17 protein-coding genes are annotated in these 14316 nt (G+C 61.4%); 13 read left to right on the forward strand and 4 right to left on the reverse strand.

The features are described from left to right. Positions 1 to 194 precede the first annotated feature (194 nt). Positions 195 to 863, forward strand: coding sequence for a PAQR family membrane homeostasis protein TrhA (trhA, locus tag ACSQ9D_RS03690; protein ID WP_436281204.1), 669 nt, complete (start codon positions 195 to 197; stop codon positions 861 to 863). 96 nt (positions 864 to 959) lie between these two features. Here the strand turns inward: trhA and ACSQ9D_RS03695 are convergent, their stop codons facing one another. Next, the gene (locus tag ACSQ9D_RS03695) at positions 960 to 1166 is read right to left on the reverse strand and encodes a hypothetical protein (RefSeq protein WP_436281205.1); all 207 of its coding nucleotides are present in this window, start codon (positions 1164 to 1166) and stop codon (positions 960 to 962) included. 300 nt (positions 1167 to 1466) lie between these two features. Between ACSQ9D_RS03695 and ACSQ9D_RS03700 the strand changes: the two genes are divergently transcribed. Together ACSQ9D_RS03700 and ACSQ9D_RS03705 are read left to right on the forward strand one after the other, a co-directional pair. Beyond that, the gene (locus ACSQ9D_RS03700; protein ID WP_436281206.1) at positions 1467 to 1973 is read left to right on the forward strand and encodes an N-acetyltransferase family protein; all 507 of its coding nucleotides are present in this window, start codon (positions 1467 to 1469) and stop codon (positions 1971 to 1973) included. Continuing rightward, positions 1970 to 2476, forward strand: coding sequence for a hypothetical protein (locus ACSQ9D_RS03705; protein WP_436281207.1), 507 nt, complete (start codon positions 1970 to 1972; stop codon positions 2474 to 2476). Before ACSQ9D_RS03700 ends, ACSQ9D_RS03705 begins: the two co-directional genes overlap by 4 nt. A gap of 30 nt (positions 2477 to 2506) precedes the next feature. Here the strand turns inward: ACSQ9D_RS03705 and msrB are convergent, their stop codons facing one another. Beyond that, entirely contained in the window at positions 2507 to 2917 is a 411-nt protein-coding gene (msrB, locus tag ACSQ9D_RS03710; RefSeq protein WP_436281208.1) for a peptide-methionine (R)-S-oxide reductase MsrB, read from the reverse strand. A 267-nt stretch (positions 2918 to 3184) separates the two neighbouring features. On the opposite strand from msrB, the gene ACSQ9D_RS03715 reads away from it, so the two are divergent. The 8 genes from ACSQ9D_RS03715 to ACSQ9D_RS03750 all read left to right on the forward strand — a co-directional run bounded on the left by ACSQ9D_RS03715 (position 3185) and on the right by ACSQ9D_RS03750 (position 9961). Further along, positions 3185 to 5563, forward strand: coding sequence for a putative monovalent cation/H+ antiporter subunit A (locus ACSQ9D_RS03715; protein ID WP_436281209.1), 2379 nt, complete (start codon positions 3185 to 3187; stop codon positions 5561 to 5563). Beyond that, entirely contained in the window at positions 5560 to 5979 is a 420-nt protein-coding gene (locus ACSQ9D_RS03720) for a Na+/H+ antiporter subunit B (RefSeq protein WP_436281210.1), read from the forward strand. The genes ACSQ9D_RS03715 and ACSQ9D_RS03720 overlap by 4 nt, the downstream gene beginning before the upstream one ends. Then, positions 5979 to 6356 carry a Na+/H+ antiporter subunit C gene (locus ACSQ9D_RS03725; RefSeq protein ID WP_436281211.1) on the forward strand — a complete coding sequence of 126 codons (378 nt, stop codon included), beginning with the start codon at positions 5979 to 5981 and terminating at the stop codon, positions 6354 to 6356. Before ACSQ9D_RS03720 ends, ACSQ9D_RS03725 begins: the two co-directional genes overlap by 1 nt. Beyond that, entirely contained in the window at positions 6357 to 7913 is a 1557-nt protein-coding gene (locus tag ACSQ9D_RS03730; protein ID WP_436281212.1) for a Na+/H+ antiporter subunit D, read from the forward strand. Then, positions 7910 to 8383: a Na+/H+ antiporter subunit E gene (locus tag ACSQ9D_RS03735; protein ID WP_436281213.1), complete on the forward strand. Its 474-nt coding sequence runs from the start codon at positions 7910 to 7912 to the stop codon at positions 8381 to 8383. The genes ACSQ9D_RS03730 and ACSQ9D_RS03735 overlap by 4 nt, the downstream gene beginning before the upstream one ends. Next, entirely contained in the window at positions 8380 to 8757 is a 378-nt protein-coding gene (locus ACSQ9D_RS03740) for a cation:proton antiporter (protein ID WP_436281214.1), read from the forward strand. The genes ACSQ9D_RS03735 and ACSQ9D_RS03740 overlap by 4 nt, the downstream gene beginning before the upstream one ends. Further along, positions 8754 to 9086 carry a monovalent cation/H(+) antiporter subunit G gene (mnhG, locus tag ACSQ9D_RS03745; protein ID WP_177309815.1) on the forward strand — a complete coding sequence of 111 codons (333 nt, stop codon included), beginning with the start codon at positions 8754 to 8756 and terminating at the stop codon, positions 9084 to 9086. The genes ACSQ9D_RS03740 and mnhG overlap by 4 nt, the downstream gene beginning before the upstream one ends. 443 nt (positions 9087 to 9529) lie before the next feature. Then, entirely contained in the window at positions 9530 to 9961 is a 432-nt protein-coding gene (locus tag ACSQ9D_RS03750) for a MucR family transcriptional regulator (protein WP_024313785.1), read from the forward strand. Between the two features lie 241 nt (positions 9962 to 10202). On the opposite strand, the gene ACSQ9D_RS03755 is transcribed toward ACSQ9D_RS03750, so the two are convergent. Both ACSQ9D_RS03755 and ACSQ9D_RS03760 read right to left on the reverse strand, forming a co-directional pair. After that, a complete protein-coding gene (locus ACSQ9D_RS03755) occupies positions 10203 to 10625 on the reverse strand; it encodes a SufE family protein (protein ID WP_436281215.1) in 423 nt (140 codons plus the stop codon). A 206-nt stretch (positions 10626 to 10831) separates the two neighbouring features. Continuing rightward, positions 10832 to 11326, reverse strand: coding sequence for a DUF5330 domain-containing protein (locus ACSQ9D_RS03760; RefSeq protein ID WP_436281216.1), 495 nt, complete (start codon positions 11324 to 11326; stop codon positions 10832 to 10834). Positions 11327 to 11787: 461 nt separating this feature from the next. On the opposite strand from ACSQ9D_RS03760, the gene ACSQ9D_RS03765 reads away from it, so the two are divergent. Next, complete coding sequence (locus ACSQ9D_RS03765) at positions 11788 to 13320, forward strand: sensor histidine kinase (RefSeq protein ID WP_436281217.1); 1533 nt, start codon at positions 11788 to 11790, stop codon at positions 13318 to 13320. Continuing rightward, entirely contained in the window at positions 13292 to 14224 is a 933-nt protein-coding gene (locus tag ACSQ9D_RS03770; protein ID WP_436281218.1) for a peptidoglycan-binding domain-containing protein, read from the forward strand. Before ACSQ9D_RS03765 ends, ACSQ9D_RS03770 begins: the two co-directional genes overlap by 29 nt. The last annotated feature ends 92 nt before the right edge of the window (positions 14225 to 14316 follow it).

Below are 14316 nucleotides of genomic sequence, written 5' to 3' on the forward strand. Positions count from 1 at the left end.
AGAACACTCTAACGCTTTGAATTTGCGCATAATCCCGAAAAATCTATTGCGATTTTCGGGATTATGTTTTCCTGTTGCCTCCAGTCGATAACCGCCTCTCGTCGCTCACGAATGTTTATCGGCCTGTACACCTGTTGTGTTGCACGTATTCCGTTTCGGTGACACGATCTGAGAGAATAATGAGGGTTTCCTGCATGAGGGAGTTCAACGGCATCCGCTGGGCTTATGACAAATACGAGCTTATCGCCGACGGCGTCGTCCACGGCGTCGGACTTGCGTTTGCGCTCATCGGTGCGACCGTTCTGATCTTTTACGCCACCCTCTGGAGTTCCCATGCCGAACTCGCCGCCGCATGGATCTACAGCATCGGCCTGGTGCTGACGATCGGCATCTCCTTCTCCTACAATGCCTGGCCGGTCTCGCGCACGAAGTGGTTCCTTCGCCGTCTCGATCATTCCTCAATCTTCATCCTGATCGCCGCCACCTACACGCCTTTCCTGGAACGCGGCGCCGACAGTCCGCTTCTGTTCGGGATGCTGATCGGCATCTGGGCGATCGCTGCGCTCGGCATCTTCCTGAAATGCGCCTTTCCCGGGCGCTTCGACAAGGTCGCCATCCTTCTCTATCTCGGCATGGGGTGGAGCGGCATCTTCGTTGCCGGACCGGTGGCCGAGCGCATCCCCTTCGTATCGATGCTCCTGATCCTCGTCGGCGGTGTCATCTATTCCCTCGGCGTCATCTTTCACGTCTGGGAAAAGTTGCGCTTCCAGAACGCCATCTGGCACGGTTTCGTCGTGGCCGCGGCGGCCGTGCACTATTCAGCGGTATTCACCTGTTTCAGCATGGCGAGCGCGGCGCTCTGATCCCCAGCACCGCGGTGGTGCAGCCAATGGCTTGTCCAGATGCTGGACCACCGGATCATATGCATTCAGCGCCGCCTTCGGAGACTCCAGGATGAGCTATCCGATCGCATCGTGGCAGGGAGCCACGGCGCGCGCGCAAAGAATGCGATCCTTGCGCATGCCAGAATAGCTGGCGAATGTCCTTGAGGGCTTCGAATAGTTGATCTGCCAACTGTCCTGCGTGTCCATTTCGATCCGGCTCGTGATCTTCGCGGCGAAGCTACCCTCCGTCCGATTGGCACCGAAGACGCGTAGTTTGGCCATTCCGTCTGCCGATTGCAGCGTCATGCCGTCGCCGTTGTCAGCCTCGTTGGCGATCGCGAAGCCGGCGGGGAGATCGACGGCATAGCCGAAACGGGCATTGGCATGAGGCCGTCAATCCTTCGCCAGCGCAGACGTCGCCTGAGGCAAAACAGGATGACGAAACGGCCGATCATGGTTCCCTCGCGAATGACACCATACCCCATCGCGGACGATCGCTTCCGTCGCACGATTTCGCTGGTTTACAACGCTGAATGCGGGGCGTATGCCGCTTGCCAGAACCGAACTGAAACTGGACCTGATATGACCGACGCCGTTCTCGTGCGCGACGCCACGGAAACCGATCTCCCAGCCATCCGCGATATCTACAACCACGCTGTCGAGCATACGACCGCGATCTGGAACGAAACACTGGTTGATCTCGACAACCGCATCGAATGGTTCAAGGCTCGCAAGGCGAAGGGATTTCCGGTCATTGTTGCGGAGAAGGACGGCAAGGTCGCAGGCTATGCCTCTTATGGCGAATGGCGGGCTTTCGACGGCTATCGCCACACGGTCGAACACTCGGTCTATGTCGACAAGGATCGCCGCGGCGCTGGCATTGGCGAATTGCTGATGCGGGCGCTGATTGAGCGCGCCGCCGCCGCCAACATCCATGTGATGATCGCCGGCATCGAGGCGGCGAATGCGGCCTCCATCAAGCTGCACGAAAAGCTCGGCTTCCGTGTTGCCGGAACCTTCTCGGAAGTCGGTACCAAGTTCGGTCGTTGGCTCGACCTGACCTGCATGGAGCTTAGGGTTACGAAGTGAGCCTCATCATTCTCACCGGCGCTTCGGGATCGGGCAAGACGGCGATCGCCAAGGCGATTGCCACCCGGTTCGCAGGTGAGATTGATGTCTACTATTTCGATGATATCGGCGTTCCCTCGCTCGGGCAGATGACGGCGGACTACGGCTCGCCGGCGGGTTGGCAGCGAGCCATGACCTTCAAATGGCTGGAGCTTCTTGCCGAAGCTCAGCGGTCGGGCCGCAATCAGCTGCTCGAAGGCCAGATGCGCCTTGCGTTCCTGGAGGAGGCGGCAACCGTTGCCGGCATGGCCTATCTGCCGCTGCTGGTCGATTGCGATGACGAGACACGAAGGCATCGCCTGGCGGTCGAGCGCCGGCAGCCCGAGCTTGCCGACGCCGAGATGATGGCCTGGGCAGCCTTCCTCCGCCGCGAGGCGGCGGCCAAGGGCTGTGAGATACTGGACACGTCGCGCTTGTCGCTGGATGAAAGCGTTCAAGCCGTCGTCGGGCGCCTTCAAGGGTAGTCCCCCGAACTTGACCTCCGGGCCGAGGCGCTATTTCCCCGGTTCGAAGACCATCGCGTGGCCGTTGATGCAGTAGCGCAGGCCGGTCGGCGGCGGGCCGTCGGGAAAGACGTGCCCGAGATGGGCATCGCACGTGCCGCAGCGGATTTCCGTGCGCACCATGCCGTAGCTCGTATCGCGATGCTCGATCACCGCGTCGGGCGAGACCGCCTCGAAATAGCTCGGCCAGCCGCAGCCAGCATCAAACTTTGTATCCGAACGGAATAGCGGCGAATTGCAGCCGACGCAGCGATAGAGCCCGGTCTCGAACTTATCCCAGTAGGGGCCGGTGAAGGCACGCTCGGTGCCATGCTGGCGGGTGATCCGGTATTGCTCGGGCGTCAGTTGTTGTTTCCATTCCGCGTCGGTCTTGTGAACTTTGGCGATTGTCGTATCGGCCATGGCTTGTTCCTTTCGCGCCGGGGGGACGGCTTTGATTTTCGACAGCAATGTGGTGCGGAAAGCCGCATGGATCAAGGGATACAGATCTCGGCAAAGCGGTATGAAGGCCTAGGAAGATGCTGGCAGAACCCGTTCCCTGTGAGTATCCCGCCGCCGCAGGTTGCTCTTGGTCGAACAAGGCTTGTGACCGCGCTCCTGTTCTCGTACACCTGACGGGATTTCCGGCTTTCGCCGGCTCCACGAAGCGTTGCCAGCAGGGGAGGGCACATGGCCGGTGTCACGGCTCTGACATTTGCGGCCTTGTGTCTGCCACTTCTCGGCGCTGTTCTTGCTCCCTTTCTCGTTCGCGCCTTGGGTGCGAGCGCCGCCTGGCTGCTGGCGCTCGCGCCGCTGCTGGCCTTTGCGCACTTCGCCAGCCTGCTGCCGGCGGTATCGGCCGGCAAGGTAATTACCGGGGGCTATGCCTGGGTGCCGAGTTTCGAGCTCCGCTTCTCCTGGCTGCTCGACGGTCTTTCGCTGACCTTTGCGCTGCTGATCACCGGTATCGGCACGCTGATCGTGCTGTATGCCGGTGGGTATCTGAAGGGGCACCGGGATCAAGGGCGTTTCTTCTCGTTCATCTTCCTGTTCATGGGCGCCATGCTCGGCCTCGTCGTCTCAGACAGCCTGCTGATGCTCTTCGTCTTCTGGGAGCTGACGTCGATCACGTCCTTCCTGCTGATCGGGTTCGACCACGAGCGCCCTGCTGCCCGTCGTGCCGCCTTACAGGCGCTTGTCGTTACCGGTGGTGGCGGCCTTTTGCTGTTGGCGGGCCTGCTGCTGATCTGGAGCACGACAAATGCCACGCAGCTGTCGACGCTGCTTCAGTCCGGCGATCTGCTGCGCGCCAATCCATACTACCTGCCGATCCTGATCCTCGTTCTCGGCGGCGCCTTCACCAAATCCGCGCAGTTTCCGTTTCATTTCTGGCTGCCGAACGCGATGGAGGCGCCGACACCGGTTTCCGCCTACCTGCACTCGGCGACGATGGTGAAGGCGGGCGTCTATCTCCTGATGCGGCTCAATCCGGTGATGGGCGGGACGCCGGCGTGGGAGCTATTGCTGCCGCTCTTTGGTGGCGCGACGTTGATCATCGGCACGCTGCTTGCGATCCGACAGACCGACCTCAAGCTGCAACTCGCCTACACGACCGTCTCGTCGCTTGGCCTTCTTGTGCTGCTGACCGGCTTCGGCTCCCCCTATGCGGTCGAGGCCGCGGCGCTCTACCTCGTGGCGCATTCGCTCTTCAAGGGAGCGCTGTTCCTGGTCGCAGGCATCATCGACCATGAGACCGGCACGCGCGACATCACCCGGCTCGGCGGCCTGGGAAAGGCGATGCCGCTGACATTTGCCGCCGCCCTTGCCGCGGCGATTTCGATGGGCGGCCTGCCGCCATTTTTTGGCTTCCTCGCCAAGGAGGAAATCTATGCCGCGCTGGCCCATGGGGACCCGCGATCGATCGTCTTTACGCTGGTTGCAGTATCAGGCAACGCGCTGATGTTCGCGATCGGTTTCGCGGTGACGCTGAAGCCGTTTCTCGGGTCTGTTCTGGAAACGCCGAAGCACCCGCATGAGGCGCCGCCATTGCTGTGGGCCGGTCCCGTCGTGCTGGCACTGCTCGGTTTGATCGGTGCAGTCTTCTCGGCAACTTTCCATCATTACATCTCGTCTCCGGCGGCGTCGGCAATCCGGGGCTCGTCGAGCGTGATCCAGATTTCATTGATCCCGCACTTCGGCGTGCCGCTATTTCTTTCCGCCCTTACGATCGCGCTCGGCATTCTTGTCTATTGGAGGTTCGACCAAGCGCGTCGGATGATGGCAGTGGTACTAGGCAAGCTCGGACCGGGGCCGGACCGCGGTTTCGATCACTTCATTGCCGGTCTCGTCAGGCTGTCGGTCCGCGTGACGCGTTTTGTCCAACCGGGACGACTTGAACTCTACATCACCTGCACCTTCCTCTGCGTCGCCGCGATCCTGCTCGTGCCGCTCTGGCTCTACGGCGAAATGCCTGCGCTTCCCGTCTGGCCACGAGAGGTACAGATTCACGAATGGGCCGTTTTCCTGCTCGCCGTGCTCGGCCTGTTGAGCGTTGTCATTGCGCGCGACCGGCTGACGGCGATCGTCTCCCTCGGCATCCAGGGCTTCGCCGTCGCCATCATATTCCTGCTATTCGGTGCGCCCGACCTTTCCTTCACACAGTTCATCGTGGAGACACTGTCGGTCGTCATCCTGGCTTTGGTCATGACCCGCCTTCGATTGTCGCCGACCGACCGGCGGCCACTCGGCCAGAAGATACTCGACGGCAGCATCGCCATCGCCTGCGGCTGCGGCTTCGCGCTGCTTCTGATGAAAGCCACGCAGGCGCCGTTCAACAACGGGCTGACGGAGTTCTTCAATACCTACTCGAAGTCGATCGCCCACGGCGCCAACGTCGTGAACGTGATCATCGTCGATTTCCGCGGTACCGATACGCTGGGCGAGATCGCCGTCGTCGCCATCACCGGCCTTGCCATCCTCGCCCTCATTCGCGTCCGCGCGCAGACCGAGCGGAAGCTTGCGGAAAACGATCCGGATGCTCCCGAGGATTTGGGAGTCGAGCGCCCGTGAACACGCTGATCTTCCGCACGATCGCCCCGGTGCTGACGGCCCTGATGCTGCTCTTTTCCGTCTTCGTCCTCCTGCGCGGCCACAACGAGCCGGGCGGCGGCTTCATCGGCGGTCTGATTGCGGCCTCGGCGCTGGCGATCTTCGGTATTGCCCGCGGCGTCGGCGCCGTGCGCCGGGCCATCGTTTTCCATCCGCTGTCGATATCAGGGGCCGGACTACTGATGTCCTGCTGTGCCGGCCTGCTGTCGATTGGCTTTGGCGTGCCCTTCATGACCGGGCTGTGGATCTATCCCGAGATATCAGGCGTCGAGGTGCCGCTCTCGACCGTGATGCTCTTCGATATCGGGGTCTACCTGGTGGTGGTCGGCGCCATCACCTCGATCGCGCTGGCGCTGGAAGAAAGGGAGGTCGAGTGATGGAGCCGCTGTTTGCGATCCTCGTCGGTCTGTTCTTCGCCGCCGCGATCTATCTGATGCTGTCGAAATTCTCGATCCGCATCATGCTCGGCATCGCCATCCTCGGCAACGCCGTCAACCTGCTGCTGTTCACGGCCGGACGGTTGACGCGCGAGGTGCCGCCGATCATCCCGGCCAATCTCGATGTGCTTCCGGCCGCCGCCGCCAATCCGTTGCCGCAGGCACTGATTCTGACGGCGATCGTCATCTCGTTTTCCTTCCTCGCCTTCCTCCTGGTGCTGACCTATCGCGCCTATCAGGATATCGGCACCGACAACACCGACGAGATGCGAGTGGCCGAACCCGTCGATCCGCCGCTGCCGCCGATGGGGTACTAGATGGCGGCTCCGGCAAATACGATCACCGATCTTTCCGCTGCGATGGTGACAGCGCCTGTGCCTTTGGCGAACTGGCTTGTCATCGCACCCGTCGCGCTCTGCCTCACCCTCGGCGCTGCGCTGCTGATGATGCGCAGCTCGACGCGGTTGCAGGCGCTGGTTGCCGTTCCCGGCCTTGCCGTTCTGGTCTTGCTGGATGCCGCGCTGTTGGCAAAGGTCGTCGCGCATGGCCCGTTGACCATGGTCATGGGGCGCTGGCTTCCTCCCTTCGGCATCGCCTTCACCGTCGATCTCTTCGGCGCGCTGATGACCCTGACTGCCGCCGTCGCGGCGCTTGCCGGCAGCCTTTACGCACTGAAGGATGTGACCGAAAGCGGTCGCCGCTACGGCTTTTTCCCCTTCCTGATGCTGCTGATGGCAGGCGTCTCAGGAGCGTTCCTGACCGGCGACGTCTTCAACCTCTACGTCTGGTTTGAGGTTCTTCTTATTTCGTCCTTTGGCATGTTGATCCTCGGCTCGGAGCGCGGGCAGATCGACGGGGCGATGAAATATGCGGTGCTGAACCTGATCGGAACGACCCTGTTCCTGATCTCAGTCGGCATTGTCTACGCGGTCTTCGGTACGCTCAATATGGCCGATATCGCAGGCAAGGTGGAAAGTGTGCGCGACACCGCGCCGCTGATGACCCTTTCAGCTCTCGTGCTGCTGGCCTTCGCCATGAAGGCGGCTGCCTTTCCCGTCAATTTCTGGCTGCCGGCCTCCTACCACACGCCGCGTATCGTCGTGTCGGCGCTGTTTGCCGGTCTGCTGACCAAGGTCGGCGTCTACGCTCTGATCCGCATCATGGTGATGCTGCTGCCGGTCGAGCGCGAGCAATTGAGCCTGGTGATCGCCGCGGCCGGTGCGGCCACCATTGTCTTCGGCGCGCTCGGCGCTCTGGCGCAGGACGATATCCGCAAATTGCTCGGCTACGTCGTGATATCGGGCATCGGCAATATGCTGGTCGGCACTGCGCTCGGCACGCCGGGCGGTCTCTCGGGCGCGATCTTCTACGCCTTGCATTCCATGCTGCTGATGACGGCGCTCTATCTCTTAGCCGGACAGGCAGCCGCGCTCGCTGGTAGCTTCTCGCTGGCCGACCTTGGTGGGCTCTATCGTCGCAGCGGCAGTTTTGCTGCCGTGTCTTTCATCCTCTTTCTCGCCGCCTGTGGATTGCCGCCTCTTTCCGGCTTCTGGCCGAAGGTGGTCTTGGTCCGGGCGTCGATCGATGTCGGCGCGTGGTGGCTGGCCGCCGCGATCCTGATCGGCAGCTTCCTGATGACGATTGCCTTGGCACGCGTGTTCCTGCTCGCCTATTGGCGGCCGGCCGCAGCGCCGCAGCCGGCAGCCTCCATTGGCTGGCAGGCGGGGCTGCCGCTCGTGATCCTCACGGCCCTCATTGCCGGGTTCGGCATTCTGCCGGAGCGGCTGTTGGAATTGGCGCAGGCGGCGGCCACCGGCCTCGTCGATCCGACGGCTTATCTGCAGTCAGTCTTCCCGGACGGAGCGATGCCATGATCGCCCTGCTGCTTAACCTCCTGCTGGCCATCGCCTGGGCTACCGTCACCGGCAGCGCCTCGCCGCACAATCTCATATTCGGCTTTGCTCTCGGCGCCTTGTGTCTGTCGATTGTGCGCGAGCCCTATGGCAGCAGGGGATATCTTCGCCGGTCATGGGCAATCCTGCATCTCGCCCTACTGTTTCTGAAGGAATTGGCGATTTCCGCCTGGCGGGTCGCCGTCACGGTGCTGACGCCCAACATGCAGCTGCAACCCGGCATCTTCGCCTTTCCCCTGACTGTCGATCGCGATTTCGAGATTACGCTTCTCGCCAACATGATCACGCTGACGCCAGGCACACTGTCGGTCGATGTCTCCGAGGACCGCAAGACGCTCTATGTCCATGCGCTGGATTGTGCCGATCCCGAAGCGACCAAACGCGATATCGCCAACGGTTTCGAACGCAGGATCATGGAGGCCTTCCGATGATCGCGCCGCTTGCCATCGTCTCCGCGGCCGCCGGGGTCGCTCTCGTGATCCTTGGCGTCGCCTTTCTTCTGGCAGGCTGGCGGGTGGTCGTCGGGCCGACGCTGCCGGACAGGATACTGGCGCTCGACACGCTTTCGGGCACGGCGATCGGCTTCATTGCCGTATTGGCGGTCAAAACAGGCTTTAGCCTCTACATCGACATTGCCATCGCGCTGGGTCTGGTCGGCTTCCTGGCGACGGTCGCCTTCGCGCGTTTCGTGATGTCGCGCAGCACTGTTGCAGAACGGCACAGCGAAAAAACCGCGGGTGCCTCGAAAAAGCCCAAAGTGGCAGCCAAACGCAGCCGCGCAAACGAAAGAAAGGGCAAGGCATGATGGACTACGCGGTCGCGCTTGCCGTCACGTTCCTGCTGCTTGCCGGGTCGCTGTTTGCCCTCGTCGCCGCTCTCGGCGTCGTGCGGTTGCCAGACCTTTATACGCGTATGCACGCCGCTTCCAAGGCCGGAACGGTCGGTTCCGGCATGCTGCTTTTCGCCGCCGGTGTCGCGTCGGGCGAGGTTGCGGTCTTTGCGCGGGCGCTGGCCGGGTTCGTCTTTTTTCTGTTAACGGCGCCGGTCGCGGCGCATCTTCTCGCCAAAGCGGCACACCAGACAGGACACCGTCTTGGCCCTCAATCGGTGCGTGATGACCTCGCCAAAAGATGAGAGCGCTTCCGATTCAGTATTTTAAGTTGATTTTTGCACCCTTTTGCAGATTTCTTAATGGTTAATGTTTGGGTCTAGGGCAGACAATTCTTGCGAGTTGGGCATTTTTCGGTAGATATATATGAAATAATAATTGGCGTTTTCGCAAAACGGTGATATTTGGTGTTCCAAGTAGAGTTCTGATATTGAATTAGAATCACGTTGCTTATTTCCTCATTGGCTTTGCATTTCAGTGTTTACTTGAGGAAGTGGACTGCGTGATAGCGTACTAATTCGAAATCAGGCAGTATAAGAAACGGGTTTCGGCCTCAGGAATCTAGGGGTGGATTTCAGTTTTTCGAAACAGGTAGCCGTAGCCTGAGTTTTTTGCTGTTCGCTCTACGATGACGGTCTTGGCTGACGAGGCTTAGACCTTTGGAGCATTGAAACAGGAGAAACGTATTATGACGGATACTGCAGCCGGTAGCGGGCCGGAATTGCTGGTGGAGCTTACCGCAGATATTGTCGCCGCCTATGTCAGCAACCACGTGGTCCCAGTTGGCGATCTTGCCAACCTGATCTCGGACGTGCATTCGGCACTTAGCAATACATCGGCGCCGCAACCTGCAACGGCGGTTGTCGAGAAGCAGAAGCCGGCTGTATCGGTGCGTAAATCCGTTCAGGATGAGCAGATCACCTGCCTGGAATGCGGCGGCAACTTCAAGTCGCTCAAGCGTCATCTGATGACCCACCACAGCCTTTCGCCGGAAGAATACCGCGAGAAATGGGAACTTCCCGTCGACTACCCGATGGTAGCGCCGGCCTATGCCGAAGCGCGTTCGCGCCTGGCAAAGGAAATGGGGCTCGGCCAGCGTCGCAAGCGCGGCCGCGGCTGATTGTTGCCAAAGGATATGATCTGAAGAGCCGGGCAGAAGCCCGGCTTTTGTGTGTGCGCCCAGCATGGGCGCACTCTTGTGGGTGCAACGAAGAGAAGCGCAACTGCGCAAGAGCGATACGGCGCTGATGGCGCTGTCACGCATTATAATGCCCCGCACTGGCGCGCCGACCGCGCATGGAGCCTTGGGGTGCAGAGGGCTATCGTCCCGAATCGTATTCGTGACTGGTGTCGGCGGCTGCCTAAGCCACTGCGCGTACCCGTGCTTCCTCGCGGATGCGGTTGACCATCGAGCGCAGACCGTTGGCGCGCTGCGAGGAAAGGTGTTCGACAAGGCCGATCTTGGAGAATACGTCTAAGGCATCAAGCGCGGCGATCATGGAGGCCGTCTTGCCGGAATAGGTCGCCAGCGCGATGGCCACGAGCCCGCGCACGATATGCGCGTCGGAGTCGCCCTCGAACGTCATCACCGGATCGTCGGGATCCCCCTCGGTGTGCGTGACGAGCCAGACCTGGCTGGCGCAGCCCATCACCTTGTTGGCCGATATCTTCTGGTCGTCGGGAAGGTCCGGAAGCGCCTTTCCGAGCTCGATCACATAGCGATAGCGGTCTTCCCAGTCGTCAAGGAAGGAGAAATCATCGAGGATCTGCTCTAGCGACGTCATGCATTCTGGCCTTTCGTTCTCAAGATTTCATATAGGTGAAACGCGGCCAGATTTGAACCATTAAAAAGAAACGCCGCGGAGGATATTGCATCCACGCGGCGCAGCAAAGGCTGAAAGTAAACAGGGCAGGCACGTCAGGCACGGGGACTTTCCGCGTCGTGCGGATCGTCGGTGCAAGCTTGGTTGCGGGAAGTCTCGCGGAATTCTCAGGTGGCGGGGCGCGGCGTCGGCAGCGGAATGGTGCCCGTCGTCACCGTGTCGGAGATGGCCTCGTCGCCGTCATCGACCGGCGGGCGATATGGCAGCGGCTGGTTGAGGGCTGCGGTCCGTTCCTGCGCCGCGGTCTGGGCCTCGGCATGAGCCGGTGCAAGCGCCGCGACAGGAACACTCGGCGCAATCGTCGCAGCGGCGGGCTTGTCGGAATTGTCGTCGCCGAAGTGGCTGTCCAACAGCTCGTAAGCGACACGGGCGCCTTCGCGGGCCCGGTGGCCGAGGGCTGTCATGGTCTCGGCACCCTTGACACAGACCTCCGGCTTCTCGCCGCACATGCCGGTCACATAGTCATAGGCCCCTGTCGCCGCGACAAAGGCATCGGAAACCTGCAATTTCGGCTGGGAACCTGTAGAGCTTTCGCCGCTGAAAAACGACAAGAGCACGAGCACAAGCCCGAACCAGAATGATCCTTTGATCAGAAACCACATCGTCGTTACCCATCCTGATTTGCCGTTCGGTCTTGCCGCCGAATCGGTCCGGTCTTCCGGTGTGCTTTGACCTTAGAGCAGAGTTGCGAATGCCAGTTTTCGAAACTCGTCTGCATTTGCGGCAAATTTAGCTCGAATTTTAATGAACGGGATTTGCACCACATTTCAGTCAAATTGTAGCGACCGTCGTTAAGCATGTGGCGGGCCACCTCCTGTAATTGCAGGCAAACCTTGCGGCGAAGCTGCCACAAAGGTTAATGGCAGTCAGAAATGTGAGCGAAATCCGTCGCTTACCGCCCGTTAACCGTAAAAACCAAAGCCGCTTTCAGATGCCCAAAAACGGGACATTTCGCTCTTTTGCGGTGTGGAGGCGGCTTTTCCCTTATCCTTTCTTTAAGCGCCCAAGGCCTATTGTCCGCCTTGGTAAAGAGCCTTTTTCGGGCGGGTATTGCGTGCGTGTAATGAGTAAGATCGCAGATCGGGCGGCAGCCCTCGTGGACCGGGCAGTCGGAAGCTGGCTCTCCCGGACAGGAGGCGGTGCAGCCGTGCGCCAGCGCGAACTGATGATCCTGCGCCGGTTGGCATTGCTGTCGTCGGCGGCTCTCGTTGCAGCACCCGTCGGGCTCTCCCTGGTCACCAGTCCCGCTGTCGCATTGCCGGTCGGTGTCGCGACCGTGTGCGCAGCTTTCCTCTTCTCCGCAGTGGGCAGCATTGCGCTGTCGCGCCAGAGCGTGGCGACAGCGGCGGTCGCCGCGCCCATTGCCGAAGACTTTTTCATGGAGGCAACGGCCGGTCTTGCCTTGTTCCTTGACCCACAGGGCAACGTCACCACCGTCGGCGGTCGCGACATGCGCGAATATCTCGCCTGGATGCGCGATCCGATCGGCAAGGGCTTCGTCGATCAGATACACGTCTCCGACCGCATCCTCTTCCTGCAGGCGCTGGATCAGCTGCGCCAAGGGGAGGCGACGGCCGCCGTCGACCTGCGCCTCGAGCGCCCGTCCGTTTCGCGCGACAACCGGCAGTTTGCCTATCTGCGCATGGACCTGACGGCGCGGCATGACAGCGACGGCGTCTTCTTCAGCGCGATTGCCCAGCTGCGCGACGTCTCGATGGAGCAGCAGCTACGGCAGGAAGCGCAGAGCCGTGCCGCGGACGCCCGCTCGGCCAACGACGCAAAATCGCGGTTCCTCGCCGCCGTCAGCCACGAGCTGCGCACCCCGCTCAATGCCATCCTCGGCTTCTCTGACATTCTGCTCGGCGAGTATTTCGGCAAGTTTGAGAACGAGCGTCAGCGGGAATATGTCGGCCTTGTCAGGGATTCCGGGGCGCACCTGCTCTCGGTCGTCAACACCATGCTCGACATGAGCAAGATCGAAGCCGGCCGCTACGAGCTCTGCCTCGAACCCTTCGACATTGCGGCCGTCGTCCGCTCCTGCGAGGCGATGCTGGCGCTGCAGGCGAAGACCAAGGGTGTGACGCTGACGAGCCGCGTGCAGCGCGGTCTTGACGAGGTCGTTGCGGATCAGCGCGCGATCCAGCAGATCCTGATCAATCTGGTCGGCAACGCCGTGAAGTTCACCGATGCCGGCGGCGCGATCTCGATCGATGCCTCGATGCGCGACGGCGTTCTGAACCTTTGCGTCAGTGATACCGGCATCGGCATTCCGGGCGACAAGCTGGAAATGCTCGGCCAACCTTTTGTCCAGATCCAGAACGACTATAGCCGTCGCTTCGAAGGGACGGGGCTAGGTTTGTCGCTGGTGAAGGGTTTGGTGGCGTTGCATGGTGGCGACTTCGCTATCGCCAGCACGCCGGGCGCCGGTACGATCATCACGATTTCCATCGCAGCGGATGGCTCTGGCATTCCGGCTGCGGGTACTGCCCGCAACGATCTTGTCGAGTTCCCGCCGCGACTGAAGGCTGCGCCGGCGCTCGTCGGTGTTTTGGAAGAGGGGCATTTCGATGGCCGCGAGCAAGCGAAAATCGCCTAAGGGAAGGAGGGGCCGGCAGAAGAGGCCGGGCCTGCTTCTCACCGGGGCATCCGTCGTTGGCGGATTGGGACTGCAGGGCGCAAGCGCGCTCGGCGGCGTGATTGGCCGCAACCCGTCGGTTGCTGGCGGCACGGCAGCCTTCCTGGTCATCTTCAGCTTCGTTGCCGCCAACGCGCTCTGGTATCAGCCGGGCGCACATCCGCATCCGTTCCTGCGCACTCGCGATGCGCTTTTCCCGAATGTGCTTGGCGGCCGCCCGGCCGCCGAGGAGCACAGTGGCAACGTCACGACCTTCAAGATCGAGCGGCAAGACGAGGCCGACGCCACGCAGACCAATGCGACGCCGCCGGCCACTCCCGGTGGTCAGCGGCCGAGCCAGATCGTTATGGACATCCAGACCGAGCTGGTACGGCGCGGCCTCTACAACGGCACGCCGGATGGAGTGATTGGTCCGCGCACCAGTGCGGCGATCCTGTTCTTCGAAGAAACCGTGGGCATGCCGCAGACGGGCGACGCGACGCCCGACGTGCTGGCAGCGCTGAGAACGGACTCCGTCGGCCCCTCTGCGGTTCCGCCGGAAAAGCCGCCCGAGGACGTGACCTCGAAGGCAAACGCTGAGGATCCCGTCGCGGCCGCCATCCGCAGCGCAGAAAGAAACATCAAGACCGCGCCGACACCCGCCAGGAAGGCAGTCCAATCGGCGGAACTGTCGAACGTCGACCTCGTCTTGAAGATCCAGAAGGGTCTCAGCAACATGGCCTATGCCAATGTCGGCGTCGACGGCGTGCCGGGCGAACAGACGCGCACCGCCATCCGCCACTTCCAGAAGCACTACAACCTTCCCGAGAACGGTGAGCCCAGCGAGGCGGTCCTGAAGAAGCTCAAGGAAATCGGCGCGCTGTAAAGGTTGCCGTAGTAGCGACACAATTATAGCGCGAATATCGGGCGAGGAACAATGTCAACCGCTCGGGGCGATCGCAGCATTGCCGCTGCCCG

The sequence above is a fragment of the Rhizobium sp. LjRoot258 genome (assembly GCF_964254185.1).
In the GTDB taxonomy this organism is placed as follows: domain Bacteria; phylum Pseudomonadota; class Alphaproteobacteria; order Rhizobiales; family Rhizobiaceae; genus Rhizobium.

Excerpts from the sequence above, each read along its gene's own strand:
- ACSQ9D_RS03715 (WP_436281209.1), top strand. The coding sequence starts at position 3,185 with ATGGCCGGTGTCACGGCTCTGACATTTGCGGCCTTGTGTCTGCCACTT.
- ACSQ9D_RS03730 (WP_436281212.1), top strand. The coding sequence starts at position 6,357 with ATGGCGGCTCCGGCAAATACGATCACCGATCTTTCCGCTGCGATGGTG.
- ACSQ9D_RS03760 (WP_436281216.1), bottom strand. The coding sequence starts at position 11,326 with ATGTGGTTTCTGATCAAAGGATCATTCTGGTTCGGGCTTGTGCTCGTG.
- ACSQ9D_RS03700 (WP_436281206.1), top strand. The coding sequence starts at position 1,467 with ATGACCGACGCCGTTCTCGTGCGCGACGCCACGGAAACCGATCTCCCA.
- ACSQ9D_RS03735 (WP_436281213.1), top strand. The coding sequence starts at position 7,910 with ATGATCGCCCTGCTGCTTAACCTCCTGCTGGCCATCGCCTGGGCTACC.
- ACSQ9D_RS03755 (WP_436281215.1), bottom strand. The coding sequence starts at position 10,625 with ATGACGTCGCTAGAGCAGATCCTCGATGATTTCTCCTTCCTTGACGAC.
- ACSQ9D_RS03770 (WP_436281218.1), top strand. The coding sequence starts at position 13,292 with ATGGCCGCGAGCAAGCGAAAATCGCCTAAGGGAAGGAGGGGCCGGCAG.
- ACSQ9D_RS03695 (WP_436281205.1), bottom strand. The coding sequence starts at position 1,166 with ATGGCCAAACTACGCGTCTTCGGTGCCAATCGGACGGAGGGTAGCTTC.
- mnhG (WP_177309815.1), top strand. The coding sequence starts at position 8,754 with ATGATGGACTACGCGGTCGCGCTTGCCGTCACGTTCCTGCTGCTTGCC.
- ACSQ9D_RS03725 (WP_436281211.1), top strand. The coding sequence starts at position 5,979 with ATGGAGCCGCTGTTTGCGATCCTCGTCGGTCTGTTCTTCGCCGCCGCG.
- msrB (WP_436281208.1), bottom strand. The coding sequence starts at position 2,917 with ATGGCCGATACGACAATCGCCAAAGTTCACAAGACCGACGCGGAATGG.
- trhA (WP_436281204.1), top strand. The coding sequence starts at position 195 with ATGAGGGAGTTCAACGGCATCCGCTGGGCTTATGACAAATACGAGCTT.
- ACSQ9D_RS03740 (WP_436281214.1), top strand. The coding sequence starts at position 8,380 with ATGATCGCGCCGCTTGCCATCGTCTCCGCGGCCGCCGGGGTCGCTCTC.
- ACSQ9D_RS03765 (WP_436281217.1), top strand. The coding sequence starts at position 11,788 with ATGAGTAAGATCGCAGATCGGGCGGCAGCCCTCGTGGACCGGGCAGTC.
- ACSQ9D_RS03750 (WP_024313785.1), top strand. The coding sequence starts at position 9,530 with ATGACGGATACTGCAGCCGGTAGCGGGCCGGAATTGCTGGTGGAGCTT.